We start from the raw sequence: 25,298 nt of genomic DNA on the forward strand, positions 1-25,298 counted from the left end.
GCGGCGGCCATGCGGCCGATCTCGTCCTTGCGGCCGGCCGCCGGCACCTCCACGGCGGTGTCGCCCTGGGCCAGCCGGTCCATGGCCCCGGTCATCGCCACGATGGGCCGCGAAATGCCGCGGCCGATCACCCAGGCGAGCAGGATCGCCAGCACGACGGCCACCGGCGTCAGCACCTCCGCCGCCGTCTCGGCGCTGTCCGCGGCGCTCGTCGCCTTGATGCGCAGGTCGGCCTGCAGGGCGGTGGCCGCGTCGCGGACCACCTTCATCTTCGCCGTCGCCTTGCTGCCCAGCGGACCCAGCGTGGCGTCGCGGATCCGCTCCACGGCCGCGAAGCTCTCCTCCAGCCCGCGCAGGCCGTCGGTGAAGGTGCGCAGCAGCGCCACGGCGGCGGCCCGGCGCTCCATCTGCTCCGGCGGCAGGGTCAGCGACGACGCCTCGTCGATGGCCTGCTGCGCCGTGGCGAGGTTCTTCTGGACGGTGTCGAAGCCGTACTGCTTGTCGCCGGCCAGGATGCGCGACACCAGCATGCGCGACGTCCACACGGATTCGGCGACGCGCCCGTACGCCACCACCGCCGGCAGGTTCCCCGCCTGCTCCTCGCCCTGGCGGATCTCCAGCAGGATGCCGCGCAGCTTCGAGCCGGCCTCGAACAGGATGGTGTTGGTCAGGGTCTCGCGCTTCACGCGGTCCTTGGCCATGGTGTCGAAGGCCGCCACGTAGTCCTGAAGGGTCGAGAGCACGTCGTCGACGGGGCGGCGCCCTTCGTCGTCGACGATCAGCTTGCGGACCTCCAGCAGTTCCTGGCGCGCCTGCTCGATCCGTTCCCGCACCACCTTCACCTCCGCCTCGTTGGCGGTGTAGGTGAAGCGCAGCGCCGCCATGCGGGCCTGCAGCACCGTGGCGTCCGCGCGGGACATCAGCTCGGCGATGGCCGACTGGCTGGCGAACTCATCCAGATGCTCCTTCGAGCCGGCAGCCCCCTGCCAGGATACGCCGCCCAGCACGGCGAGCAGTACCACGACGACGGCAAAGCCTGCGGCGACCTTCGCGCCGACCTTGATATTAGCGAACATCCTCACCCCCTGTTGCCGGCGTCGCCGGGGATCGGAGGCCGTTCGGCCCCATGCCCCGTGGGCGTCCCAGGCGACCCGCAAGCCCCCTTGCATACCGGGGTATGAGTTAAAGTCGGCATCTTCAGCTGCGCAAGCGGATTCGTCCGCCAGTACCAATTTGTTACAATTGAACCAGGTAGAATCATGCAATGGCAACGCCATCGCTCGACAACGCCATAGCAAACAAATGATTGACAATAGCAAGCTTGCAAATCTGGACAGCCGCTTTACATGCAGCTACATTACAATCTTGCTGGGGGCGGCAACATAAATTCACCGGCCTCGACCAAAGATTACTTCTTTGATCGATAAGGCCGCCAAATCCTTACTCGGCCTCGACGCACACCTTGTTCCGTCCCGTCCGCTTGGCGGTGTAGAGGGCGGCGTCGGCGCGGCGGATGAGGTCGGCCAGCGGCTCGCCCGCGCGGTACTGGGCGGCGCCGATCGACAGCGTCACCGTGCCGTAGGAGGCGTTGCGCGTCTTGTTGACGATCGCCCGCGAGCCCACCGTGACGCGGATCTGCTCGGCCAGCTTGGCGGCGTTGTCCAGCGCCGTGTGCGGCAGGATGATCGCGAACTCCTCGCCGCCGTAGCGGGCCGCCGTGTCGCGGCCCTTGATGCACTCGGTCAGAACCTTGGCGACGAGGCGCAGCACGTGGTCGCCCACCAGATGCCCGTGCGTGTCGTTGAACGTCTTGAAATGGTCGATGTCGACCATCAGCAGCGTCAGCGGCAGGTTTTCGCGCGCCGATTCCTGCGACGCCTCGTTCAGCGTCAGGTCGAAGGCCTTGCGGTTGGCGATGCCGGTCAGCCCGTCGGTCATCGCCTCGCGCCGCGCGGTGTCCAGGCTGACGCGCATCTCGGCCAGCTGCTGGCTGGAGTCCAGCAGCTGGGATTGCAGCCGCGTCTGCCGTTCGACGATGGCCGTCGTCTCGGCGGCGATGGCGGCCACCATGGCGCGCAGGTCGCCCATGGACATGGGCTGCTCCAGCTCCCCCTGGAAGCCGGCCAGCGCGTTGCCGTAGCGGTTGGTCTCGGTGCCGACGGCGTTCAGCATTTCCAGGATCTTGGCGAGCGCGGAGCGGGCCCGCTCGCTGGTCTCGCGGATGGCCTGCGCCTCGGCGTCCAGCGTGAAGAAGCGCTTGAACAACTCGTCGCAGTGCGACTGGGTCAGCGCGCCGCTGTCGCGCAACGCGATGTCGATGGCGCGCGTCAGGTCCGGCAGCGACCCGCTGTGGTAGGCGTACCAGAGCGTGAAGTTCTCCGGGTTGGGCGGCAGCTCCTCGGTCAGCATGCGCTCCATGGCGCGCCGTGCCAGCTCGCTCGCCCGCTCGAAATCGTCGCTGTAGGCCAAAACCGTCACCCCTGCCGCCCGCCTTCGGGCACCCTATCCAGGCAATCCGGCGTGCGGCAAGAGTCCTTTGCGCACCGGGCAATCGGTCGCACTTATGTCAATTGCCCGTCCTCAATTGCACTGGCCTATCGAGCTTTCGCCGCACACCCGCTTGCCGTCGATCCAGGTGGCGCCCGACAGGTCGGCGTGGCGGAAATCGGCGCCGGTCAGGTGGGCGCCGGTGAAGTCGGCCTTCTTCAGGTTGGCGCTGACCAGCTTGGCGTTGCGCAGGTCCGCCTCGCGGAACGAGGCGCCGGTCAGGTCGGCGCGGGTGAAGTCCGCCTCGATCAGCCGCGCGCCGTCCAACCTGGCCCCCGCCATGGTTGCGCTGTTGAACTTGGCGCGGTAGGCGTCGGACTTGGTGAAGGCAACGTCCTTCAGCGTCGCCCGTGCGAAGGTGGCGTCGCGCAGTTCGGCTTCGGTGAGGTTGGCGCCGGTCAACTCGCGCCCGTCGAAATAGCAGCGCCGCCAGTTGACCTTGGGCTGCGGCGGGTCGGCGCATTCCGCCGCCGCCGGAGACGCGGCCAGCACGAGCAGCAGGGCGAAGGCGGCGAACGGTGTCGTCTTCATCCGCTCACAGATAGGGCACCGCCCGCCGATTGCCAAACGCAAAAGCCGTTCGCCTTGGACGAAACCCGTTTCAGGCGGAGGGCCGGCGCGCGCCCACCGCCCGCCCCGCCTGCGGCGGCCGCGGCAGCGCCGCGTGCGCCGCCGCCGTGGCGTCCAGCGCCGCCCGCACCGCCGCTGGGAACGGCGCGCTGCGACGGTCGGCGAGGTCGACGTGCACCAGCATGAACTCGGCCGTGGCGGCGAGGAACCCGTCCTCGGCGTGGAACATCTCGTGGAACAGGTGCAGCCGCTTGTCGTCCACCGCCAGGACGCGCGAGGCGAAGCGCAGCGGATCGCCCGCCGTAACCTCCCGCGCGTAGGTCAGATGCGCCTCGACCACGAACAGCGAGCGGGACTCCGCCTCCACATAGGATTTGCCGATGCCGAAGTGATCGAACACGGCGTCGGTGGCGTGGTCGAAGGCCAGCAGGTAGTAGGCCACGTTCATGTGGCCGTTGTAGTCGATCCACTCCGGGCGGACCGTGTCGCGGTGCAACTCAAGGGGGGCGGCGTTCGTCATGCCCCCTACGATACGGAAGCCCGGCGCCGTTGGGAAGCCAGACATTCCGTCCGCCGACCGACCGTGCGTGCCGGGAGGCGGGCTTTGAGACACGGATGCACACGGATTTCGCACGGATGGACACGGATAGAAAAATCATCCGTGTTCATCCGTGGCCGGCCCCGCCGGCATCCGTGTCCATCCGTGTCCCCTTCTTTTCCTCGACGCCCGCGCCGCGCGGCCTCACACCGCCTTCACCTGCGCGATGAAGCTGCCGACCTGCCGGCGCAGGTGCTCGGCATGGGCCGACAGGCCGTCGGCGGCGCTCAAGACGTTCTGCGCCATGGCGCCGGTCTCGGCCGAGCGGGTGCCGACGGATGCGGCACTCTGCGACACCTCCTGCGTGCCGCTGGCGGCCTGCTGGACGTTGCGGCTGATCTCGCCGGTGGCGGCGTTCTGCTGGTCGACCGCGTCGGCGGTGGCGGCGATGGTCGCCTCGATCTCCTGCACCCCGCGCCCCACCCCGGCGATCGCGTGCACCGCCTGCCGCGTGGCGCCCTGGATCTCGCCGACGTAGGCGGTGATGTCCTCGGTCGCCTTCGCCGTCTGGTTGGCGAGGTTCTTCACCTCGCTCGCCACGACCGCGAAGCCCTTGCCGGCCTCGCCGGCCCGCGCCGCTTCGATGGTGGCGTTCAGCGCCAGCAGGTTCGTCTGGCTGGCGATGTCCTGGATCAGGTGAACGATCTCCCCCACCCGCTTGGCGGCGGCGTCCAGGCCGGCAATCGTCTCGGTCGCCTGCTCCACCTCCTTCACCGCCGCCTCGGCGCGGGTGGAGGAGAGCGTCATCTGCCGGCCGATCTCGGCGATGGAGCCCGACAGCTCCTCCGCCGCGGTGGCGACCGCCTGCACGTTGCCCGACGCCTCCTCGGACGCGGCGGCGACGGCCACCACCTGCTCGCTGGTGGTGCGGGCGATGGCGGTCAGGGTCTCGGCGTTGCTCTTCAGCCCGCCGGCCTCGCCGGCCAGCTGCGCGGCGATGCGCTCGATCTCTCGGTCGAAGGCGTCGACGATGCGCTCCAGCTCGCCCGCGCGCTTCAGCCGCGCCTCCTGCGCCTTGTGCTGCTCGGCGGCGAGGGTGTCGGCGTTCGCCAGCCCGTCGCGGCACTTCTCCACCGCGCGCGCCATGGCGCCGATCTCGTCCAGCCGGTCGGTGCCGCCGACGTCGAAGGCGCGCTCGCCACGGTCCAGCCGCTCCAGCGACGCCTTCAGCCCGCCCAGCGGCCGGGTGATGCTGCGCGCCACGACCACCGCCCACACGGTCAGCACGACGAACAGCAGGATCACGCCGGCCAGCACCAGTTGGAACTCGGTGGTGGCGCGCGCCCGCTCCGCGTCCGCCAGGGCGAGAAGGTCGCCCGCGAAGCGTTCCTCCACCACGCGCAGCAGGTCGATCTGCTTGGTGATGGTGTCGAACCACAGCGGCCCGGTGATGCCGGCCAGTTCGCCGCCATAGCCGCCGGCCGTGCCGACCGCGCGCATGCGGCGCACCTCGTCCACGGCGGCACCCGACACCGTGTCCGCCAGGATGCGCGCCTGCTCGGCCGTGACGCGCGACTTCAGCGCGGTCATCAGCGCCTCGTACTCGCCGGTCAGCAGGACGAAGCGCTCGTGCACGTCGGGCGTGAACTTGCCGGAGCGGAAGCCGGCCGCCCCCGTGGCGCGCTGCTGGCCCAGCCGTTCCTTGGCCTCGGTCAGCGCCAGCAGGGTCCCGGCCGCCGCCGCCTGATCGGGGCGCGTCGCCAGCGTCGGCACGCGCGCGGCGGCGTCCAAGATCAGGCGGATCTGCGCGGTGTAGCGCTGCACGGCCTCCAGCGGCTTGATCCGCAACCCCGTGACCTGATCGCGCAGCGCCGTCACGCCGCCCACCGCCGTCTGCGCCTCGGCCGCCAGCGCCTGCAGCCGCTGGTCGCCGGACAGCGCGCGAAACACCCCGTGCAGCGCCTCGGCCTGTTCGGCGGACTTGGCGCGCTGCTTTTCCAGCCGCTCGGCGTCGGCGGCGGCCCCGCCGCCGGCCAGGAAGTTGGACGACAGCCCGCGCTCCTTCTGGAGTTCGTGGACCAGCGCGGTCATGGTGATGGTGGCGCGCGTCATGTCCTTCATGCGCTCCGCCTCGCGGCCCACCTCGACCTGCGGCCAGACCACGCGCACGGACAGGATCAGCAGCCCGACGATGGGCGGCAGCAGCGCCAAGGCCAGCTTGTGCGACACCTTGACCCGGCCGAGCAGCCGCTCCGCCACCCCGAGAATCGCATTCATCGCCTGTCTCCACATGGGACCCGCGCGGGCGCGCAAAGCCACCCCGCACCTTGCTGGTCAGGCTGACATTTGTAATACGACAAGCTTGAAAACGTCTTAAGGCCGATGTGCAAACGTTAAGCAAATGCGTGCGCGGTGGGCATCAGCCCAGGCCGAGGAACCGCACCACCTCGTCCCGCGCCGCCTCGATCTCGGCAAGCCAGGAGGCGACCTCGTCGACCACGGCCATGGGATGCCTCCACCGCCACTAGAACACGGCGGCGGAGGCATGCCCATCACACGCTGAAGTACTTCGCCCGCGGGTGGTGCACGACGATGGCCGACGTGCTCTGCTCCGGGTCAAGCTGGTGCTCGTCGGTCAGCGACACGCCGATGCGGCCGGCGTCCAGCAGGCGCAGCAGCGCCGCCTGATCCTCCAGGTTCGGGCAGGCCGGATAGCCGAAGCTGTAGCGGGAGCCGTGGTAGCCCTGCTGGAGCAGCTTGTCCTTGTCGCGCGCGTCCTCGGCGCCGAAGCCCAGCTCGGCGCGGATGCGGGCGTGCACGTACTCGGCCATCGCCTCGGCCATCTCCACCGAGATGCCGTGCAGGTACAGGTAGTCCTGGTAGCGGTTCTCCTCGAACCACTGGCGCGCCACTTCCGACGCGTGCTGGCCCATGGTGACGACCTGCAGGCCGATCACGTCGCGTTCCGCGTCGTTCACGTCGCGGAAGAAGTCGGCGATGCACTCGCCGTCCTCCTTGGCCTGACGCGGCAGGGTGAAGCGCGCGGCCTCGGTGCGGCCGTCCTCCTCGAACAGGATCAGGTCGTTGCCGTCCGCCGCCGCCTTCCAATAGCCGTAGACGGCCTGCGGGCGCAGGATCTCCTCCTTGGCGCATTGGGCCAGCAGGCGGTCGAGGATGGGGCGCAGCTCCTTCTTCGACCACTCCATGAACTCGCCCAGCGTGCGGCCGTCCTTCCGGTAGCCCCAGTGCAGCTGGTAGACCATGCGCTCGTTCAGGTATGTGACCAGCGTCTTCAGCGGCACGTATTCCAGCACCCTCGGCCCCCAGAACGGCGGTGCCGGCACGGCCACGCCCTCGCCCAGGCGGGCGCGGCGGGCGCGCACCACGTCCTTGTCCACCGGATCGGTGGCGGCGTCCGTGGCACGGCCCAGCGTGCGGCGGCGGTTCACCGGGCGGCCCTGGCGCTTCACGCGCTGGATCGCCAGCTGGTTGTCGAAGGTGCCGGACACCACTTGGTCCATCAGCGTCAGCCCGTCGAACGCGTCACCGGCGTAGGCGACGCGGCCGGAGCCGTAGGAGGCGGCGCAGTCCTCCTCAACATAAGTCCGCGTCAGCGCGGCACCGCCCAGCAGGACGGGCACCTCCAGCCCCTCGCGCGTCATCTCCTCCAGGTTCTCGCGCATGACGACGGTGGACTTCACCAGCAGGCCGGACATGCCCACCGCGTCGGCCTTGTGCTCCTTCGCGGCCTGGATGATGGCGCCGACCGGCTGCTTGATGCCCAGGTTAACGACCTTGTAGCCGTTGTTGGTGAGGATGATGTCGACGAGGTTCTTGCCGATGTCGTGCACGTCGCCCTTCACGGTGGCGAGGACCATCGTGCCCTTCTGCTGCCCCTCCACCTTCTCCATCAGCGGTTCCAGGAAGGCCACCGCCGCCTTCATGGTCTCGGCCGACTGGAGCACGAAGGGCAGCTGCATCTTGCCGGCGCCGAACAGCTCGCCCACCACCTTCATGCCGTCCAGGAGGAAGGTGTTGATGATGTCCAGCGGCGCGTACTTTTCCAGCGCCTTGCGCAGGTCGTCCTCAAGGCCGGTGCGGTCGCCGTCGATGATGCGCTGCTTCAGGCACTCCTCGATGGTCTCCGGACGCGCCTTCTTCTTGGCGTCGGCGGCCTTGCGGCCCTCGAACAGGGCGATGAAGGCCTGGAGCGGGTCGTATCCTTCCGCCCGGCGGTCGAAGATCAGGTCCTCGGCGGTCTTCACCTCCTGCTCGGGGATCAGGTGCAGCGGCATGATCTTGGACACGTGCACGATGGCGCCGGTCATGCCGCGCTTCACCGCGTGGTCCAGGAAGACCGAGTTCAGCACGTGCCGCGCCGCCGCGTTCAGGCCGAACGAGACGTTGGAGAGGCCGAGGATGATCTGGCACTCCGGCATCGCCTTCGCGATCGCCTCGATGCCGTCCAGCGTCCAGATGGCGAGCTTGCGGTCGTCCTCGTTGCCCGTCGCGATGGTGAAGGTGAGGGGATCGAACAGCAGGTCGGCCGGGTTCAGCCCGTACTCACCCACCGCCATGTCGTAGAGGCGCTTGGCGACTTCAAGCTTGCGCTCGGCCGTCTTCGCCATGCCCTCCTCGTCGATGGTCAGCGCGATCACCGCCGCGCCGAACGTCTTGGCCAGTTCCAGGCGCTTCCTGGCCGGCTCCTCGCCGTCCTCGAAGTTGATGGAGTTGATGATCGCCTTGCCGCCGTAGAGCTGCAAGGCCTTCTCCAGCACCGGGTATTCGGTGGAATCGATGACCAGCGGGGCGGTGACGGAGCCGACGAAGCGCTGCACCACCGCCTGCATCTCCGCCGATTCGTCGCGGCCGACGAAGGCGGTGCAGACGTCCAGCGCGTGGCTGCCCTCCTTCACCTGCTCGCGCGCCATCTCGACGCAGCCGTCCCAGTCGTCCTTCTCCTGCAGCTCGCGCCACTTCTTGGAACCGTTGGCGTTGCAGCGCTCGCCGATGGCGAAGAAGGCGTTCTCCTGGCGCAGCGTGACCTGGGAGTACAGCGAGGCGGCGGCGGGGATCCAGTGCACCGTGCGCCCCTTGGGCGCCGGGCGGTGGCCGCCGGCCGGGGCCAGCTTGCGCAGCATGGCGTCGGCCGCCGCGATGTGCGGCACGTTGGTGCCGCAGCAGCCGCCCACCAGGTTGACGCCGTCGTCGGTGACGAAGCGCTCCAGCCAGTGCGCGAAGTCGCCGGCCGCCAGCGGGTAGTGCGTCTTGCCGTCCACCAGCTCCGGCAGGCCGGCGTTCGGCTGCACGGAGATCAGGCCCGGCCAGTTCTGCGCCAGCCAGCGCACGTGCTCGCCCATCTCCATGGGGCCGGTGGCGCAATTGAGGCCGATCAGCGGCACGTCGAGGGCCTGGATGATGGTGGCCGCCGCCGCGATGTCGGTGCCGACCAGCAGCGTGCCGGTGGTCTCAACGGTGACCTGCACGAAGACCGGCGTGTCGGTCCCCGCCTCCTTGCGCGCGCGCTTGACGCCGTTGACGGCCGCCTTGATCTGCAGCGGGTCCTGGCAGGTCTCGATCAGGATGGCGTCGCAGCCGCCGGCGATCTGCCCGGCCGCCTGGACGCGGAAGCTCTCCTCCAGCTCCGGGTACGCGATGTGGCCCAGGCTGGGCAGCTTGGTGCCCGGCCCGATGGAGCCGAGGACGAAGCGCGCGCGCCCGTCCGTGAACGTCTCCGCCGCCTCGCGCGCCAATTCGACCGCGCGCACGTTGATCTCGAACGCCTTGTCCGACAGCCCGAACTCGCCCAGCGTGACGGGCGAGGCGCCGAAGGTGTCGGTCTCCACCATGTCGGCGCCAGCTTCGAAATAGCCGCGGTGGATCTCGCGGACGATGTCCGGCCGGGACAGCGGCAGGATGTCGGTGCAGTTCTCGTGCCCCCAGTAGTCTTTCTCGACGTCGAGGTCGAGCGCCTGGATGCGGCTGCCGAACCCGCCGTCGCACAGGAGAACGCGGTCACGCAGAAGGTCGAGGATGTGGGGCATCGTACGGCTCGGTCGGGGGTTGTTCGGCGGGGTTGTTCGGCAGGATGAAAGAAAGCGGCGTCAGTCCGCCGCCTGCACCGGGGCCTTGGCCCTCACGCCCAGCATGCGGCAGATGGCGACCGTCAGCTCGGCGCGGTTCAGCGTGTAGAAGTGGAACTGCTCCACCCCGTGCGCCTGCAGGTCCTTGCACTGCTCGGCCGCCATGGTGGCGGCGACCAGCTGGCGGGTCTCCGGGTCGTCGTCCAGCCCGTCGAAGGCGTCGATGAACGCCTGCGGGATGGCGGCGCCGCACTTGCCGGCGAACTCCACCGCGCGGGCGAAGTTGGTGATGGGCAGGATGCCCGGCACGATCGGCACGGCGATGCCGGCCGCCGCACAGCGGTCGCGGAAGCGCAGGAAGGCGGCGTTGTCGAAGAAGAACTGGCTGATGGCGCGGGTGGCGCCCGCGTCCACCTTGCGCTTCAAATTGTCCAGGTCGAACTGCGCGCTGGGCGCCTCCGGGTGCGCCTCCGGATAGGCGGCCACCGAAATCTCGAAATCGGCGACCTTGCGCAGCCCCTCCACGAGGTCCACGGCGTAGGAATAGCCGCCGGGGTGCGGCACGTAGACGGCACCCGCCCCGCCCTCGCTCTCCGGCGGGTCGCCGCGCAGCGCCACGATGTGGCGGATGCCGGCGTCCCAGTAGGTGCGGGCGATGGCGTCGATCTCCGCGCGGGTGGCGCCCACGCAGGTCAGGTGCGCGGCGGCCTGGATGCCGGTCTCGCGCTGGATGCGGCACACGGTGTTGTGCGTGCGCTCGCGCGTCGAGCCGCCGGCCCCGTAGGTCACCGACACGAAGGCGGGGGCGAGCGGGGCGAGGCGCTGGATCGCCTGCCAGAGGCTCTGCTCCATCTTCTCCGTCTTGGGCGGGAAGAACTCGAAGCTGACCGACGGGCCGGTGGTCATGGTGTGGCTCCGGTGCTGGAGAGGACGGATGGGGAGGCCGCGCGTCCCGCAAGGCGGGTCGCCGGCCAGATGGAAACGGTGAGCGGGTCGCCCGGCAGGTGCACGACGTCGCGGCAGTCGAGCCCGGCCTGACGGCACCACAGCGTGATCTCGCCGTCGGCGAAGCCCAGGCGGCGGTGGGCGTGCTCGCTGCGCAGCGCCTCCAGCCCGTGCGGCGCGAAGTCGACGACCAGCAGCCGCCCGCCGGGGCGCAGCACGCGCGCCGCCTCGCCCAGCACGTCGGCCGGGTCCTCGGCGAAATGCAGCACCTGATGGATGACCGCCGCGTCGAAGGAGCCGGACGGGAACGGCAGCTGGTACATGTCGGCCTGCCGCACGTGGCAATGGCGCAGGCCCGCCGCCTCCAGGTTGGCGCGGGCGATGGCCAGCATCTCGCGCGACTGGTCGACGCCCACGGCGCGCCGCGCGCGCGGCCCCAGCACCTCCAGCATGCGCCCGGTGCCGGTGCCGACGTCCAGCAGGTCGCCCAGGTCGCCATCCGGCAGCAGGCGGACCAGCGCCTCCTCCACCTCGCGCTCGGGCACGTGGAGGGAGCGGATCTCATGCCAGCGCCCGGCGTTCTCGCGGAAATAGGAGGACGCGGCCTCGGACCGGGCGCGCTTGATCGCCTCCAGCCGCTCCAGGTCCAGCGCCAGCGTCGGGTCGTCGCCGGGAATGGCGTCCACCAGCACGCGCGCCAGTTCCGCCGACGGCCCCTTCTCGGCCAGCCGGTAGAAGGCGAAGGTGCCCTCGCGGAAGCGGTCGAGCAGGCAGGCGTCGCACAGCAGCTTGAGATGGCGCGACACGCGCGGCTGGCTCTGGCCAAGGATCTGCGTCAGCTCGCTCACCGTCAGCTCGCCGTGGGCGCACAGCGCCAGCAGCCGGAGCCGGGTGGTCTCCGCCGCCGCCTTCAATGTCGCAAGCAGGTCGTCCATCGCCCGCCGTCCACCCGTTCGCCACGCCTCGGCCGCGCGGCGCCCATCGCCCCGCCGACCTTGGATACAGATATAAAGATATCTTTATGCAGCGTAAACCGAATTCCGCTGCATCCGTCCCGCCTCCCCCCAACGCGCTCTCCCGGCGCGGCGCGCGTTCGTGCGTACACGTCGGCATCCTTACCACACCGTTTAGGATTGCGCGGGCCACCGCTTGTCACACGCTGGTCAAAAGGCGGCGCCTGTGTTAGTGGACGGAATGGCAGAGTTTTTGCCGGTTCCCGCCGGTGGAGATCCACTGCCCCTCCCGTTCCCCGGTGCGTGCACCGCGAAGGACCGGGGGGCGAACCGCCCCCGTGAACCACGACGAAGCCGTTCCGCCATGACGCTGGCCAGCCTTTCCCGCTCCCTCCTGCGCACCGCCGCGACGGCCCTGATCCTCGCCACCGCCGCCTGCGCGACCCCGTCCGGCGATTCGGCGAACGACCCGATCGAGCCGGTCAACCGCGCCATCTGGGGCTTCAACGAAGGCACGGACATCCTGCTGGTCCGCCCGGCGACGGAGGTGTACGTCAACACCGTGCCCGACCCGATCCGCGAGGTCGTGCACAACTTCCTCGTCAACCTGACGATGCCGCTGGTCATCGCCAACCAGCTGCTGCAGGGCGACGGCCAGGGCGCGATCGACGCGACCGGTCGCTTCCTGACCAACACCATCCTGGGTGCCGGCGGCATCGCCGACGTCGCCACGGCCGCCAGGATCCCGTACGAATCGGAAGACTTCGGCCAGACGCTCGCCGTGTGGGGCCTGGGCGACGGCCCGTACCTCGTGCTGCCGCTGCTGGGTCCGTCGGGCCTGCGCGACGCCACCGGCCTCGCCGTCGACACGGTGGCCGACCCGGTGCGCATCGCCGCCAACGCCGGCGGTGCCAAGGGCGCGCTGTACGGGCGCGCCGGTGCCACCACCATCGACACCCGCTCGCAGTACCTGGGCACCATCGACGACATCCGCCGCAACTCGGTCGACCCCTACGCCTCGCTGCGCAGCCTGTACCGCCAGCGCCGTCAAGTCGAGATCAACGACGGCAAGGGCACCCCGGCGGAGCAGCCGGACTTCCCGGCCGATCCGGCGGCCCCGAAGCGCTGATCGCAAAAGCGCTGAGCGCAGGCTCTATCCGATCGAGAACCCTCTTCGCGGGCATTGACAAGCAATCGCCCGCAGCCACTTTGACCTGAGCCATGCTGAACCGTCGCCTCCTCCTCACCTGTGCGGCCCTGCTCGCGGTTGGCAGCCGGGCCGTACCCGCCGCCTTCGCCCAGTCGATCACCGACAAGGGCGCAGCCGACTTCATCAACACGCTCGGCAACGAGGCGATCAACACCTTCGCCCGCAAGGATCTGGCCCGCCCGCAGGCGCTGGCCCGCTTCCGCGACCTGCTGTACCAGGGCTTCGACGTGCCCTACATCAGCCGCTGGGTGCTGGGCAAGTACTGGAACCAAGCCACGCCCGAGCAGCAGAAGGAGTACGAGAAGCTGTTCGAGCAGCTGATCGTGCAGACCTACGCGAACCGCTTCATCGAGTATTCGGGCGAGACGTTCCGCATCACCGGCACCAAGCAGGTGGGCGAGAGCGACACCGCGGTGACCACGCAGATCGTCCGCCCCAGCGGTCCGCCCATCGCCGTCGACTGGCGCGTGCGCAAGAAGGACGCCGCCCACAAGATCATCGACGTCAGCGTCGAGGGCGTGAGCATGGGCGTCACCCAGCGCCAGGAGTTCGCGTCGGTCATCGAATCGAACGGCGGCAACATCAACGGCCTGCTGAAGGCCCTGCGCGAGCGGGTTTCCTGACGCCGGCCATCCGGTTTCCGGACATGGAAAAAGGGGCTGCCCACCGGGCGGCCCCTTTTTCGTTGCGTCTTCGAAAGCCCCTCCCCCCTTGCGGGGCTACATGATGCACACATCGTCCAGCGGACGGTAACGTACTGATATGGCAAAGGAAAAAGCCCCTCTCCCTTGAGGGGAGAGGGGTTGGGGTGAGGGTGGTTACGGCCGGCAGGCCGGAGAACAAGACTCTTTTCCCGCCTTCCGGCGGTAATGACCCCTCATCCCAACCCTTCTCCCGCTTTCAGCGGATGCTAGAGGCATCCGCCTGTCGCGGCAGCCGGATCGAAGATCCGGCGAGAGCGAGGGGAGAAGGGCTTTTCAGCCTCCACCGATGTGTGCATCACGTGGCCTTGCGGGAGAGGGGATTTTACCCCGCCGTCACCTCGGCGTGCTCCTCGGTCAGCGGGACGGCGATGCGGAAGCGGGCGCCGCGCGGGGTCGGGTCCATGTGCAGCGTGCCGCCGATCTGCCGCGTCAGGGTGGTGACGATGCGCAGGCCCAGGCTCTTCGCCCGGTCCGGGTCGAAGTCGGCGGGCAGGCCCGGACCATCGTCGGTCACCGCGAATTCCAGGTCGCGGCCGACCCGCCGCAGCGTGACGTCGATCCGCACCTGCCCGCCGGCACCGTGCTTGATGGCGTTGGTGATCAGCTCGTTGGCGACGAGGCTCAGCGGGATCGCCTGGTCGATGGGCAGTTCGACCTCCTCCGCGTCGATGCGCAGGTCGCACGCCGTTGCCCCGCCCGACGCGGCGAGCAGGTCGTCGGCCAGCGCGTGCAGGTAGGTCGCCAGTTCCACCGTCTCGAACCGCTCGGTCTGGTACAGGCGCGCGTGCACCTGGGCGATGGCGTGGATGCGGCTGATGGCGTCGCGGAAATGATGGCGCAGCCGCTCCTCCGTCACGCCGCGCAGCTGCAGCGACAGCAGGCTGGACACGAGGTGCAGGCTGTTCTTCACGCGGTGGTTCACCTCGCGCAGCAGCAGACTCTTCTGGTCCAGCGCCCGCTGCAGCTCCGCCCGCACGCGCATGCGCTCGGTGATGTCGCGCAGGATGCCGGTGATGAAGACGTTGGAGCCTTCCGCCGTCCAGCGGGCGACCGACATCTCCAGCTCCACCGGTCCGCCGTCCCGGCGGCGCCCGGTCACCTCGAACGGTCCGGCGCTGTCCGGCCCGGTCCCGGCCGGCTCCAGCCAGCGCGCCGCACCCTCGCCCAGCACGGTGGCGATGGGCAGTCCCACCGCCGCGTCGGCGCCATAGCCGAACTGCCGCTCGGCCGCGCGGTTCAGCCATTGGATGGTGCCGGCGGCGTCGGTGGTGACGATGGCGTCCTGCGCGGTGTCGACGACGGCGCGGTAGCGCGCCTCGCGCCGTTCGCGCAGGTAGCGCTCGCGCTCCACCTGCAACGTCACGTCGGTGATCTGGATGGCGCAGAACGGCTCGTCCCTGACGGCGATGCGGCGCACCGTGGTGTTGTGCACCACCGGCCGGCCGTCCGGCCGGCGCAGCACGAAGGGCAGGCGGTTCAGCGTGTGCGACAGCACGGCGGGGGCGCCGGTCGTCAGCGCATCCTCGATCGCGGCGTCGAGGCGCGAGCCGCGCAGGTCGGGGAACACGGCCATCAGCTCGCGGCCCAGCAGGTCGCCCGCGGCGCACAGGGTGGCGCGCTCCATCCAGGCGTTCCACAGCCGCACGCGCCCCTGGGCGTCGAGCAGGACGACGCCTTCGTCCAGCGCGTCGAGCACGCCGGTCAGAACGTCGGCGGGCGCGTCGGGGGCCGGCGCGCCGGAGGTGGATGCGTCAGGTGCGCCCGCCACGTTCGGCCTCCGCGGCGATGTCGTTGATGAATCGGTGGATCAGCTCTCTCAGGTTGGTCAGCGACGGCAGGTCCATCAGCAGGGCGATGTAGCCGCGGATGTTGCGGCTGCGGATCGAGAAGTCGATGTAGAGCAGCAGCACCAGTTCGTCGCCCGACACCGTCTCGGTTTCCTCGGCGCCGTAAAGCACCGTGCGCCCGTCGCCGCGCAGCAGGTTGGGCAGCGAGATGTTCAGCGTCTCCTTCAGCGAGTTGGCGATCACCGACAGGCAGCCGTTGAGGATGACGTTGCCCATCTCGGTCAGCGCCTCCTGCTCCAGGTCGACGATCTCCTCCAGGCTGTATCCGGCGCCGACGGCGGCGCGCACCAGCTCCAGCGAGTTGACCTCGGGGAAGATCAGCAGCGCCCGCCCCGAGAAGCGCCCCTGGAAGTTCTGGCTGACGGCGACGAAGGGCGACGGCTCGCTGCGCGTCAGCGCCTGCAGCGCCGCCTCGCGCGCGACGATGCTCACCGCGGGCACCGACAGCGACACCTGGTCGGACACCATGCGGCTCAGGTACGTGGCGGCACGCCCCACCCCCATGTTGAGCAGCTCGGTGAGCGCGTCCCGCTCCAACTCGTCAAGGTCGATCATCCCTTGGACTCCAGGAACGCCACCCGTGCGGCCGGCACGGCGCTCAATAGTCTGCAATGAGGTCAAGATTGACCACCCGGCGTCCGCGCGGTCAAGTCAGGGACGGGTAGGCCCTTCGGACAGGCCGTTCGCCAGAGCCCGTTCGCCAGATCCGTGAGATGGCCATCCGGGCAGGCCCGCACAAGACTGCGGCACGCGCGGCGCCGTTTCCGGGCGCCGCGCGTGCCGTCGCGACTCGGGTCCGCCCGTGCGGGCGGGGAATGGGGCGGCGGTCAGGCCCGCGCCAGCTCCGTGTCGGAGCCCGACGCCCGCCACACCTTGGACGCGGTGGGGCCGGTGTCGCCGACCGTCTCGACGTACTTCACCGGGTCGCCCGACTGCAGTTCCTCCAGCGTCACGTTGAGGCAGGAGTTGCGGTGGAAGTACAGCTGCGTGCCCGTGCTGGTCATGATGAAGCCGTGGTCCTCGGCCGGGTAGAGCTGCGACACGCGGCCGGGCTCCTCCGCGTCGCGGGCCTTCACGTCGCCGCGCTGCTTCTGCTTGTACTCGACCAGCTGGCGCTCGGCCGCCTCGAAGGCGTCGCGGATCGACGTGCGGGCGTCGGGGTTGGCGTACTTCTCCTTGGCCTTCTTGGGCTGGCGGCTGACGACGATGTCGTTGCCCGGCACCATCAGCTCGATGTGCACGTCGACGACGTTGCCGGTCTTGTGCTGGCGGTGCTGGTGTTCCAGCGCCACGCGGATGCCGACCAGCCGGTCGTACATCCGCTCCAGCTTCTCCGCCCGCTCGCGGATATAGCCTTCCAGCTCTTCCGACGGATCCATGTTGTGGAAGGCGATTTCCAGGTTGGTGTTCATGATGCTCCTCAAGTCGGCTGGCGGCTCTCACGCTCCGGCGCGGCGGCGCGGCTTGCGGCCGGGGGGCGTGCGCCCGGCCCCGCCGCCGGCCCCGGCCTCGGCGCCGGCCGTCTCCGGCCAGGGGGCGCGGTCGCCGGCGCCGGGGATCTGGAACTCCTCGCCCTGGTCGGCCAGGCCGGGCATCTCGCCCTGGTTCGCCATGCTCAGCACCGGCTCGACCGGCTCGGTGTGCTCGGCCGTGTCGTCGGGGCCGTGGCTGGGGTTGGGGCGCAGCGTGCCGGCGTAGTTGTCCTCGATCGCGATCTCTTCCCTGGCGAGCGCCCAATGGTCCTCGCCGCGGCCTTCCGGCCGGCCTTCCCGCTCCCAGATCTGATAGGCGCGCCGCCGGATGCGTTCTTCCAGATCCTCGGCCATGCGGCTCCTCTCCTTCCCAGTTTGACTCTGCCCCAGCTTGATTCTGCCCGAACAACCGGAGGTCCCCGCGCTTGGTTCCCCACAATCGCGGTTGCCGCTCAGCGTGAGCGCCGCCACAGTGGTGCGGCAACGGGCAGGCAGGTGGGCCGGACGAGATGAGCTGGAGACACAAACCGATCGCCGTCGGCGACCGCTTCGCGCGGGCGGGCCAGTCGTCGCGCGTGTACGTCGTGGTGGCGCTGGACATCAACCGGCCGGGCCTGCCCCCGCACGCCCGGCTGCAGGTCGAGGACGAACCCACCGAAAAGGTGACCATCGCCATCGCGGCGCTGGGCGACGCCACCCTATACCGCCGCCTGTAGCGCCCGGTGGAAACACGCGCCTTCGCTGCATCGCCCCCGCCTTCGGCGGCGGGCGGGGCACATCCTGCGTCCGGCTCCGCCGCGGCGACCGTATCTTGTCGGCAACGACCCCCGAAAAAGCGTACCCATCCGAAAGTTCGCCCATGACACGCCATTTGAATTAGTCACAAATGGGTGGTATCGCGTTTCAACCGCCGTCAGGTCCAGCTCGCCCGGCCGGACCGTCGGAACGGGGTCAAACAGGTTGCCGCCCTTGTCGCACGCTCCGCTCTTCCCGGCTTCGCCCGCCCGTACCCCGTTCCCCCGCACCTTCGTTCGTTTCGCCGCGACGCTGACCGCCGTCGCCGCCCTCGCCATCGGCAGCCCCGCCGGTGCCGCCGAACAGCGCGGCGGTGCCGTTCTGCAGTTCGGCCTGTACGGCAAGGAAGGCGAGGCCCGGTGGGCCTGGGAAACCATGAAGCGCCGCAAGCCCGAACTGGTGAACGGGCTGACCGCCGACGTGGTGAACACGTCGGGCGGCGTCGCGCTGCGCGCCAGGGCGGCGGCCGGCACCGACGGCAACGCGCTGTGCCGCCGCATCGTCGGCGCCGGCTTCGGCTGTCTGGTGATCGAGCAGGGCCCCGCCACGCCGCCCGCCGCCCGCACCGCCGAGACGACCATCACCACGGTCAAGCCGACCACGAAGCCCGCAGAGGCACAGGGACCGGCGCAGGCACCGGCGCAGGCGCCGGCCGCGCAGGCCGCCGCTCCGGCTCCCGTGGCGCCGCCGCCCGCCATCGTTCCCGTGGCGATGGTCGCGCCGAAGGCGCCCGAGCCGGCGAGGGAGCCGGTGAAGACCATCACCACCGCCGTCGTCCCGCCGCCTCCCCCCGCGCCCGCGCCCGTGGCCGCCCCCGTGGCCGCCCCGATCACCGTCGCCATGGCGGCACCGCCGGCGCCGGCCACGGCCCCGGCGGCGACGCCCACGGCGACGCCCGCGGGCGGGCTGCGATTCGCGCCGTTCGCCCCGCCGCCCGCCGCACCCGCGGCCAAGCCGCCCGGCGCGCCGACGCACGCCGGCATGCCCGGCCACGACGGCGTCTTCCTCTACAACGACGAGGAGGCCCGCGTCCTGCGCGAGATCGAGGGGCGCGCGCGCGTGCGCGGCCGGCTCGGCGCCATCATCCCGGACACCAAGATCGACATCTCCCCGGCGGTGCTGAAGCGCGAGAACTGGAACCTCTGCGCCATCACCTTCGACGACGGCCCGCACCGCACGGTGACCCGCCAGATCCTGGAGATCCTGAACCAGGAGAAGATCGTCGCCACCTACTTCCCGGTCGGGCGCGTCGCCGCGCACTACCCCGACATCATCAAGGAGTGGGTGGCCGCCGGCCACGAGATCGGCAACCACAGCCAGACGCACGCCGACCTGCGCCCCCTGCCGGCCGAGGCGCAGCGCTTCGAGATCGCCGAGGCCAACCGCATCCTGCGCACCATGGGTGCCAACCCCGTGCTGTTCCGCCCGCCCTACGGCCGCTACACGCTGGACCTGCTGGCCATCGCGCGCGAGGAGAAGATGTCGCCGGTGCTGTGGAACGTCGACACGCGCGACTGGCAGATGCGCGACCCGGACAAGATCGTCCAGCACGTCAAGACCGCGGCCGGCACCGGCAGCGTGCTGCTGATGCACTCCACCTACCCGTCCACCGCCACGGCGCTGCCGCGCGTGATCGCCGACCTGCGCGCCAAGGGCTGCCAGTTCGTGACCCTGACGGAGTGGATCGAGCGGATGCGCAACCTCGCCGCCCCGATGATGGTCAACGCGGCCGAGCCGGTGGTCAGCGCCGGCGCCCCGGTGGGCGCCCCGCACTGACGGACCAGCGTCCGGCGGGGGTCACCCGCCGGATTTCTGCTTCTTGATCTGGCCGTACTTGCGGATCAGCGTTTCCAGCTGCGGGTCCAGCATCATCCATTCGCCGACCATCTTGCCGTCCTTCACCTCGTTGACGGCGATGGTGGTGGCGAAGCTGAACTTGGCGAACGCGTCGTCGACCTTCACCGTGATGCGCGCGTTCTGGCCGCGGATCAGCGAATCGTCGAACCCCGTCACCACGAACCCCTTGGTGGTGATGGCGGCGAGCGGGAAGGTCTTGCTGTCCACCTCGATGACGTTGGCCGCCCGCTTCGTCGCCGGCTTGGCGCCCGGCTTCGTCTTCGGCTTCTTGTCGAAGATGGTGATCTTCAGGAAATCCAGAACGCCCATAGGCCCGCCACCCCCGATAACGGCACGTCGGCGCGCCCAAATCCGAAGGAAACGGGCGCGCCATCGCTGAGGAGGCGATTTAACCGCGCCGCACGGCCGGACCGCAACCAAATCGTGCCGGCCGCGACGCCGCAGGCGGGCGCCAGCGCGGGCGTCAGCGCGGGATCAGCGCCGAACCGGGCCGCTCGGCCGCCGCCCGGCTCTCCACCCGGCGCCACGCGGCGCGGGCGCGGGCGGCGAACAGCACGGCGAAGGGAACCAGCGTCACCATCACCACCGCCGCTCCCATGGCCACCGACAGCAGCCCCGCCGGATCGGCCGGGTCGATGCGCCGGGCGACCTCGACCAGAAGGTGCAGGGCGAACGCGGCGAAGAAGATCGCCGCCAGGGCCGGCGCCACATAGCCGGGGGCGCGCCGCACGGCCTCGGCACCGGTCCGCGCGTTCCCGTCGTTCCGCAGCGGCGGGCAAGACATCCCGAAGACATCCTGCATGGGCACCTCCTGGACCGTCCGGCCCCGGCCGTTCCGCCCGGCCGTTCCGCCCGTCCGTTCCGATTGATTGGTGAACTGAATATAGCGGCGAATCGGCACCGGGCATCGACTCCGATCCGCCTACCGCCGTCAGGCCGGTCCACGACCTATGGGCATCTACCCTTCGCACAGGGGGTTAGCCCAAGCGCTCCACAGTTCCTGTGGATAAGTCTGTTGGCATTTGTTGGACATCCCCGATTCGGCACAGGCCAGCCAAGCGCGCCGCCCTCTATGCCTAAATTTCAGGCATTCCTCGAAAGCGTTGATTTCCAACGGGTAGGGCCCGCAGGCCCGTGCGGGCGCGGGATTCCGTGTCAATCGGGTAACGGCGAAAGCGGCCCCGCATGGTCTTTTCGCCACAGGGGGCCGCCTGTTGACAACTCCAACCGTCTGGACCGCGAGGTACTATGCCCCCCACTCCGCCGCCTACTCCGCCGCCTTCGCCACCGTCTTCCCCATGGCCGCATCCGGCGGCGCGTCCGGCTCCGTGGCGGCCCAGCAGCGCACCACCTCGGCCACGCTCCAGGCCTGGGCGATGCAGCCGCGCGGGGTGAACGGCGGCTCGGCGTCGAAGACCTCGCTGATGGTGCCGATGCCGGCCTCGTCCAGGTGCGGCAGGTACCCTTCCAGCAGCCGCCGCGCCCCCGCCTTGTCCTCCGGGTGCACTTTCAGCCAGGCGTCCACCAGCGGCCCGATCAGCCAGCCCCACACCGTGCCCTGGTGATAGGCGGCGTCGCGCGCCCGCAGGTCGCCGAAGTACTTGGGCTTGTAGTCGCGGTGCCCCGGCGCCAGCGAACGCAGGCCAACCGGCGTCAGCAGCCGCTCGCGCACCGTGTTGACCACGGCGTCCCAGCGCGCCCGGTCCAGCACCGGGTTGTCCAGCGACACGGCGAATATCTGGTTGGGGCGGATGGCGTCATCGTCGCCCTGCTCGCCGTCCACCACGTCGTACAGGCAGCCGCGCCCCTCGTTCCAGAAGCGCGCGTTGAAGGAATCCCGCGCCTTAGCCGCCAGGTCGCGGTAGGGGGTGGCGGCCTGGCTGCCCTCCTCCTCCTCGACCCAGCGGGCGGTCAGGCACAGCGCGTTGTACCACAGCGCGTTGATCTCCACCGCCTTGCCCCGGCGCGGGGTGACCACCCAGTCCTCCACCTTGGCGTCCATCCAGGTGAGCTGGTAGCCCTCCTCCCCCTGGCGCAGCAGCCCGTCGGCCGGGTCCATGCCGATGCCGAAGCGCGTGCCGCGCCGGTGGTGGTCGATCACCTCCACCAGCCTGGGCAGGATGATGCGCAGCGTGTCGCGGTCGTCCGTGGCGTTCAGGTATCGGTTCAGCGCGTGGAAGAACCACAGCGTGGCGTCGGCGGTGTGGTACAGCCCCTCGTCCTTGCCGTCGGGGAACATGTTGGGGATCAGCCCCTGGCGGATGTAGTGCGCGAAGGTGCGCAGGATCCACCCCGCCTCCACGTGCCGGCCGGTGGCCAGCGTCAGCCCCTCCAGGCTGATCATGGTGTCGCGGCCCCAGTCGGTGAACCAGTGGTAGCCGGCGATCACCGTGCGCACCTCGTCCCCCTCGGCCCGCGCGCGCATCTGGTCGGCGACGCGGCCGGCCGGCACGAAGATGAAGCTGTCGGCGGCCAGCACCAGCTCCGCCATGGCCCCTTCGCGCAGGCAGGGCTCCGCCATGCGCACCAGCCGCCGCCGCCGCTCCGTCTCGAACCTCAGCACGTCGGCCGGCGGCAGCGCCTCGATCCGCTGCCAGGATTCGGTGGAGGCGACGAAGGTCATCGCCTGCCCCTGCCCCAGCGGCCCGCTGAAGAATCCCGGCGTCCACAGGGAGCCGCGCGAATCGTACCCGCGCTCCGCCTCCACGTTGTAGAACACGTCGCGCCGCGCGCCGCCGTCCAGGGTCAGCGGCATGGTCGCCCCCTCGATCGCCATGCGCAGCACCGGCAGGCCGGGGCCGGCCCACACCTCGTACTGGTGCCCTTCGGCGACCATGCGGTAGTCGCGCGCCAGCGGCTGGTCGACCGCCGCTTCCAGCGTGCGGAAGGCCAGCACCGGGCGCAGGCGCAGCGTCACCGGGTGCGGCGCCTTCACCACGCGGTAGGTGACGTGCACGATGTTCTGCCGGTGCGGCATCACGATCTGCTTCTCGATGACGATGCCGTCCAGCTCGTACCGCCAGACCGGCAGCCCCATCTCCAGCCGGAACGCCGCCACGTGCCCCTGCCAGTCGCCGGCGCGGGAGTTGGGGCCGGGGTCGTGGCTGGTCAGCCGCCGCTCGGTCCCGTCCGGCAGGATCACCACGTCGTTCAGCTGGCTCAGCATCACCACGCGCCCCAGCGGCGCCGGCAGCGCCGCGATCAACAGGCCGTGGTAGCGCCGTGTGACGGCGCCGCTGACCGAGGACGAGGCGTAGCCGCCCAGCCCGTTGGCGACCAGCCATTCGCGCCCCAGCGCGGCATCCGGCGTTTCGGTGAGGACGTCGCGCCTGAGGGTGCGGACGATCTCAGCCATGGCTCTCCTCCGGTTGTCTCTCCAGCAGGCTTGGCTTCAGCAAGCTTGGCTTCAGCACGATGGCGGCGTGGCCGGGGATCAGCATCTCCCCCCGCGCGTCCGGCGGCGGCGCTCCGTTGCCGCCATAGGCCGCGTCCTCGCTGGACCACGTCAGCCGCCACTCCTGCCCCAAGGGCGGGGCCAGCAGCGGTTCCGGCAGCGGCGACAGCGGCAGGTCGCGCCCCAGATTGACGATCAACAGGCGATCGTCGCCCTCCTCACCGAAGAAGCGCAGGACGAACGCCTCCGCCGCCAGCACCGCGCCGTCCAGCCCGCCCGCCCGCTGCGCCCGGAACACCGGGTCCTCGCGGCGCAGGCGCAGCAGGTCGCGGTGCAGCGCCACCGCCCAGGCGTGCCGCTCCCGCTCCGCGTGGTCGAGCTTGGAGCGCTCGAAGGTCGCCGGGTCGTGCGGCAGCGCCAGCTGCGCCTGCATGGCCGGCGTGGCGATGCAGGGAAACTGCGCCAGGAACTCGGCCCGCCCCTTGGCGACCAGCTCGGCCAGCTCCGGCTTGTGGTCGGCGAAGTAGAAGAACGGCGCGGAGGCCGCGAACTCCTGCCCCTGGAACAGCATCGGCGTGCCCGGTCCCAGCAGCATCAGCGCCGTGAAGGCCCGGTACCGCCCCGGCGAGGTCAGCGCGTGCACGCGCAGCCCCCGGCCGGAATTGGCGATCTGGTCGTGATTCTGCAAAAAGGTGACGAAGGCTGGCGGCTTCACGCCGAAGGCCGGCATGCCGCGCGTCTGCTTCTGCCAGCGGTACCATTGCCCCTGGTAGAGGAAGCCGTACTTCATGGCCGACACGAACTCCTGCGGCGTGCCCAGGTAGTCGGTGTAGTAGGCCTCGTTGCGTCCCGTCAGGGCCACCATGGCGGAATGGTGGAAGTCGTCGTTCCACAGCGCGTCCAGCCCGCAGGCCCCGCCGCCCTCCTCGCACGGGCGCAGCAGGCGGGAGTGCTGCGGCTCGTTCTCGCCGACCAGGATGGTGGCGCGGCCGCGCGCGGCGGCGCGCACCGCCCGGCTCATCTCCGCCATCACGTTGACGGGGGAGGCGTCGAAGATCTGCTGCGTGGCGTCCAGGCGCAGGCCGTCCAGGTGGTATTCGTCGATCCAGAAGCCGGCGTTGGCGACGAAGAACTCCCGCACCGGGCCGCTGTCCGGCCCGTCGAAGTTGATGGGCTCGCCCCACTCGTTCTTGTACCGGTCGGTGAAGTAGCGGTCGGAGAAGCAGGTCAGGTAGTTGCCGTCCGGCCCCAGGTGGTTGTAGACGACATCCAGGATCACCGCGATGCCCAGCGCGTGCGCGCGGTCGACGAAGCGGCGCATGTCGTCCGGCCCGCCGTACAGCCGCGTCGGCGCGAACAGGTTCACCCCGTCGTAGCCCCAGCCGAAGCGGCCGGGAAAGTCCGCCACCGGCATCACCTCCAGCACCGTCACGCCGATCTCGGCCAGATGCGGCAGTTCGCGCGCCGCCGCGTCCCACGTGCCCTCCTTCGTGAAGGTGCCGACGTGCATCTCGTAGATGACCTGCCCCTCGATGGGCCGGCCCTTCCACGCATGGTCGGTCCAGTCGAAGCGGAACGGGTCCACCACCTGCGACGGGCCGTGCGGCCCCTCCGGCTGGAAGCGCGAGACCGGGTCCGGGTATAGCGTGCCGCCGCCGTCCAGGCGGAAGCGATACAGGCTGCCCACCGGCACGTCCGTGACCGATGCCGAGAAATAGCCGCCGTCCTCCGCCTTCAGCGTGACGGCGCGTCCGTCCGGTTCGAAGACCACCGCGACCGTCCGGCACTTCGGCGCCCAGACCCGGACGTGGACGCTGCCGTCGGACAGCGGCTCCACCCCCACCGGGTAGCGGCGCGGGACGGCGGGCGTCGGCGCACCGAGCGGACGGGCAACTTGACTTGTCACGGGAGGTAGGCCTCTCGGGCAGGATGGCATGTCCATTCGGTTCCCCACCAACACACGGCACGGCGGATTGATCCCACCGTCGGCCAGGGCATGTCCCCCACGAACACCCGACTTTCCAGAATCTTCCAGACGCGGACGAAGGTCGGCCGAATTGACAATATTCCTACGGAGGAGGCATGATGGGCCGGATCATGGGCGACGTGTGCCTGCGGTTCTGTAGGTTGGGTTGAGCGCCAGCGAAAACCCAACATCCTTCCCGTCGCAAACACGTTGGGTTTTCGCCTGCGGCCCAGAAGAAGCAAGGGGTAGGCGCTCCTCATAGCCCCTCCCCCTTGACGGGGAGGGCTATCGCATCTGAGTAAAGCGCTCTCCGCCTGTTGACCTGAAGGAAGAGACCGAAGTGGCCTTTTCCTTCAGGAGACGCGCGATGCAGTCGCTCATTGAGATTTTCCGAGAGGTTCGCGATCCGCGCGACCC

The 25,298-nt window shown here is 70.0% G+C and carries 20 protein-coding genes; 4 read left to right on the plus strand and 16 right to left on the minus strand.

Annotated elements, in window-relative coordinates:
• From VED21_RS04815 to VED21_RS04850, 8 genes are all read right to left on the minus strand, one after another.
• Positions 1–1,076, minus strand: a 1,076-nt coding sequence (locus VED21_RS04815) for a HAMP domain-containing protein (protein ID WP_324881182.1), incomplete at its 3' end; no start/stop codon positions are given.
• Positions 1,077–1,440: 364 nt separating this feature from the next.
• Positions 1,441–2,478 (minus strand): GGDEF domain-containing protein, encoded by a 1,038-nt coding sequence (locus VED21_RS04820; protein WP_324881183.1) that lies wholly within the window; start codon positions 2,476–2,478, stop codon positions 1,441–1,443.
• Between the two features lie 102 nt (positions 2,479–2,580).
• A complete protein-coding gene (locus VED21_RS04825) occupies positions 2,581–3,078 on the minus strand; it encodes a pentapeptide repeat-containing protein (RefSeq protein WP_324881184.1) in 498 nt (165 codons plus the stop codon).
• A 70-nt stretch (positions 3,079–3,148) separates the two neighbouring features.
• Positions 3,149–3,637: a thioesterase family protein gene (locus VED21_RS04830; protein WP_324881185.1), complete on the minus strand. Its 489-nt coding sequence runs from the start codon at positions 3,635–3,637 to the stop codon at positions 3,149–3,151.
• Between the two features lie 222 nt (positions 3,638–3,859).
• Positions 3,860–5,932, minus strand: coding sequence for a methyl-accepting chemotaxis protein (locus tag VED21_RS04835; protein ID WP_324881186.1), 2,073 nt, complete (start codon positions 5,930–5,932; stop codon positions 3,860–3,862).
• A gap of 275 nt (positions 5,933–6,207) precedes the next feature.
• Positions 6,208–9,699 carry a methionine synthase gene (metH, locus tag VED21_RS04840; RefSeq protein WP_324881187.1) on the minus strand — a complete coding sequence of 1,164 codons (3,492 nt, stop codon included), beginning with the start codon at positions 9,697–9,699 and terminating at the stop codon, positions 6,208–6,210.
• Between the two features lie 60 nt (positions 9,700–9,759).
• A complete protein-coding gene (metF, locus tag VED21_RS04845) occupies positions 9,760–10,644 on the minus strand; it encodes a methylenetetrahydrofolate reductase (protein WP_324881188.1) in 885 nt (294 codons plus the stop codon).
• Entirely contained in the window at positions 10,641–11,618 is a 978-nt protein-coding gene (locus VED21_RS04850) for a metalloregulator ArsR/SmtB family transcription factor (protein WP_324881189.1), read from the minus strand. Before VED21_RS04850 ends, metF begins: the two co-directional genes overlap by 4 nt.
• Positions 11,619–12,000: 382 nt before the next feature.
• Between VED21_RS04850 and VED21_RS04855 the strand changes: the two genes are divergently transcribed.
• Positions 12,001–12,765 (plus strand): VacJ family lipoprotein, encoded by a 765-nt coding sequence (locus VED21_RS04855; protein WP_324881190.1) that lies wholly within the window; start codon positions 12,001–12,003, stop codon positions 12,763–12,765.
• Between the two features lie 92 nt (positions 12,766–12,857).
• Positions 12,858–13,469, plus strand: a complete 612-nt coding sequence (locus VED21_RS04860) for an ABC transporter substrate-binding protein (RefSeq protein ID WP_324881191.1) — start codon at positions 12,858–12,860, stop codon at positions 13,467–13,469.
• A 403-nt stretch (positions 13,470–13,872) separates the two neighbouring features.
• On the opposite strand, the gene VED21_RS04865 is transcribed toward VED21_RS04860, so the two are convergent.
• The 4 genes from VED21_RS04865 to VED21_RS04880 form a co-directional block, all read right to left on the minus strand.
• Positions 13,873–15,318 (minus strand): PAS domain S-box protein, encoded by a 1,446-nt coding sequence (locus VED21_RS04865; protein WP_324881192.1) that lies wholly within the window; start codon positions 15,316–15,318, stop codon positions 13,873–13,875.
• Entirely contained in the window at positions 15,302–15,952 is a 651-nt protein-coding gene (locus VED21_RS04870) for a chemotaxis protein CheX (RefSeq protein WP_324881193.1), read from the minus strand. Before VED21_RS04870 ends, VED21_RS04865 begins: the two co-directional genes overlap by 17 nt.
• 272 nt (positions 15,953–16,224) lie before the next feature.
• Positions 16,225–16,809 (minus strand): HPF/RaiA family ribosome-associated protein, encoded by a 585-nt coding sequence (locus VED21_RS04875; protein ID WP_324881194.1) that lies wholly within the window; start codon positions 16,807–16,809, stop codon positions 16,225–16,227.
• A gap of 27 nt (positions 16,810–16,836) precedes the next feature.
• Positions 16,837–17,223, minus strand: a complete 387-nt coding sequence (locus VED21_RS04880) for a DUF2934 domain-containing protein (RefSeq protein ID WP_324881195.1) — start codon at positions 17,221–17,223, stop codon at positions 16,837–16,839.
• Between the two features lie 155 nt (positions 17,224–17,378).
• On the opposite strand from VED21_RS04880, the gene VED21_RS04885 reads away from it, so the two are divergent.
• Both VED21_RS04885 and VED21_RS04890 read left to right on the plus strand, forming a co-directional pair.
• Positions 17,379–17,585 carry a hypothetical protein gene (locus VED21_RS04885; protein WP_324881196.1) on the plus strand — a complete coding sequence of 69 codons (207 nt, stop codon included), beginning with the start codon at positions 17,379–17,381 and terminating at the stop codon, positions 17,583–17,585.
• Positions 17,586–17,838: 253 nt separating this feature from the next.
• A complete protein-coding gene (locus tag VED21_RS04890; RefSeq protein WP_324881197.1) occupies positions 17,839–19,440 on the plus strand; it encodes a polysaccharide deacetylase family protein in 1,602 nt (533 codons plus the stop codon).
• 21 nt (positions 19,441–19,461) lie between these two features.
• Here the strand turns inward: VED21_RS04890 and VED21_RS04895 are convergent, their stop codons facing one another.
• From VED21_RS04895 to treZ, 4 genes are all read right to left on the minus strand, one after another.
• Positions 19,462–19,830, minus strand: a complete 369-nt coding sequence (locus VED21_RS04895) for a hypothetical protein (RefSeq protein WP_324881198.1) — start codon at positions 19,828–19,830, stop codon at positions 19,462–19,464.
• 154 nt (positions 19,831–19,984) lie between these two features.
• Positions 19,985–20,323, minus strand: a complete 339-nt coding sequence (locus tag VED21_RS04900) for a hypothetical protein (protein WP_324881199.1) — start codon at positions 20,321–20,323, stop codon at positions 19,985–19,987.
• A gap of 465 nt (positions 20,324–20,788) precedes the next feature.
• The gene (locus VED21_RS04905) at positions 20,789–22,876 is read right to left on the minus strand and encodes an amylo-alpha-1,6-glucosidase (RefSeq protein WP_324881200.1); all 2,088 of its coding nucleotides are present in this window, start codon (positions 22,874–22,876) and stop codon (positions 20,789–20,791) included.
• Positions 22,869–24,821, minus strand: coding sequence for a malto-oligosyltrehalose trehalohydrolase (treZ, locus tag VED21_RS04910; RefSeq protein ID WP_324881201.1), 1,953 nt, complete (start codon positions 24,819–24,821; stop codon positions 22,869–22,871). The genes VED21_RS04905 and treZ overlap by 8 nt, the downstream gene beginning before the upstream one ends.
• Positions 24,822–25,298 lie beyond the last annotated feature (477 nt).

Source organism: Azospirillum sp., from assembly GCF_035627195.1.
Taxonomy (GTDB): Bacteria; Pseudomonadota; Alphaproteobacteria; order Azospirillales; family Azospirillaceae; genus Azospirillum.

Bases quoted from the DNA above. Each gene is read 5' to 3' on its own strand.
- VED21_RS04860 (WP_324881191.1), top strand. From the start codon at position 12,858: ATGCTGAACCGTCGCCTCCTCCTCACCTGTGCGGCCCTGCTCGCGGTT.
- metF (WP_324881188.1), bottom strand. From the start codon at position 10,644: ATGACCACCGGCCCGTCGGTCAGCTTCGAGTTCTTCCCGCCCAAGACG.
- VED21_RS04880 (WP_324881195.1), bottom strand. From the start codon at position 17,223: ATGGCCGAGGATCTGGAAGAACGCATCCGGCGGCGCGCCTATCAGATC.
- VED21_RS04905 (WP_324881200.1), bottom strand. From the start codon at position 22,876: ATGGCTGAGATCGTCCGCACCCTCAGGCGCGACGTCCTCACCGAAACG.
- VED21_RS04870 (WP_324881193.1), bottom strand. From the start codon at position 15,952: ATGATCGACCTTGACGAGTTGGAGCGGGACGCGCTCACCGAGCTGCTC.
- VED21_RS04830 (WP_324881185.1), bottom strand. From the start codon at position 3,637: ATGACGAACGCCGCCCCCCTTGAGTTGCACCGCGACACGGTCCGCCCG.
- VED21_RS04855 (WP_324881190.1), top strand. From the start codon at position 12,001: ATGACGCTGGCCAGCCTTTCCCGCTCCCTCCTGCGCACCGCCGCGACG.
- VED21_RS04885 (WP_324881196.1), top strand. From the start codon at position 17,379: ATGAGCTGGAGACACAAACCGATCGCCGTCGGCGACCGCTTCGCGCGG.
- VED21_RS04895 (WP_324881198.1), bottom strand. From the start codon at position 19,830: ATGGGCGTTCTGGATTTCCTGAAGATCACCATCTTCGACAAGAAGCCG.
- VED21_RS04825 (WP_324881184.1), bottom strand. From the start codon at position 3,078: ATGAAGACGACACCGTTCGCCGCCTTCGCCCTGCTGCTCGTGCTGGCC.
- metH (WP_324881187.1), bottom strand. From the start codon at position 9,699: ATGCCCCACATCCTCGACCTTCTGCGTGACCGCGTTCTCCTGTGCGAC.
- VED21_RS04900 (WP_324881199.1), bottom strand. From the start codon at position 20,323: ATGCAGGATGTCTTCGGGATGTCTTGCCCGCCGCTGCGGAACGACGGG.
- VED21_RS04875 (WP_324881194.1), bottom strand. From the start codon at position 16,809: ATGAACACCAACCTGGAAATCGCCTTCCACAACATGGATCCGTCGGAA.
- VED21_RS04850 (WP_324881189.1), bottom strand. From the start codon at position 11,618: ATGGACGACCTGCTTGCGACATTGAAGGCGGCGGCGGAGACCACCCGG.
- VED21_RS04835 (WP_324881186.1), bottom strand. From the start codon at position 5,932: ATGAATGCGATTCTCGGGGTGGCGGAGCGGCTGCTCGGCCGGGTCAAG.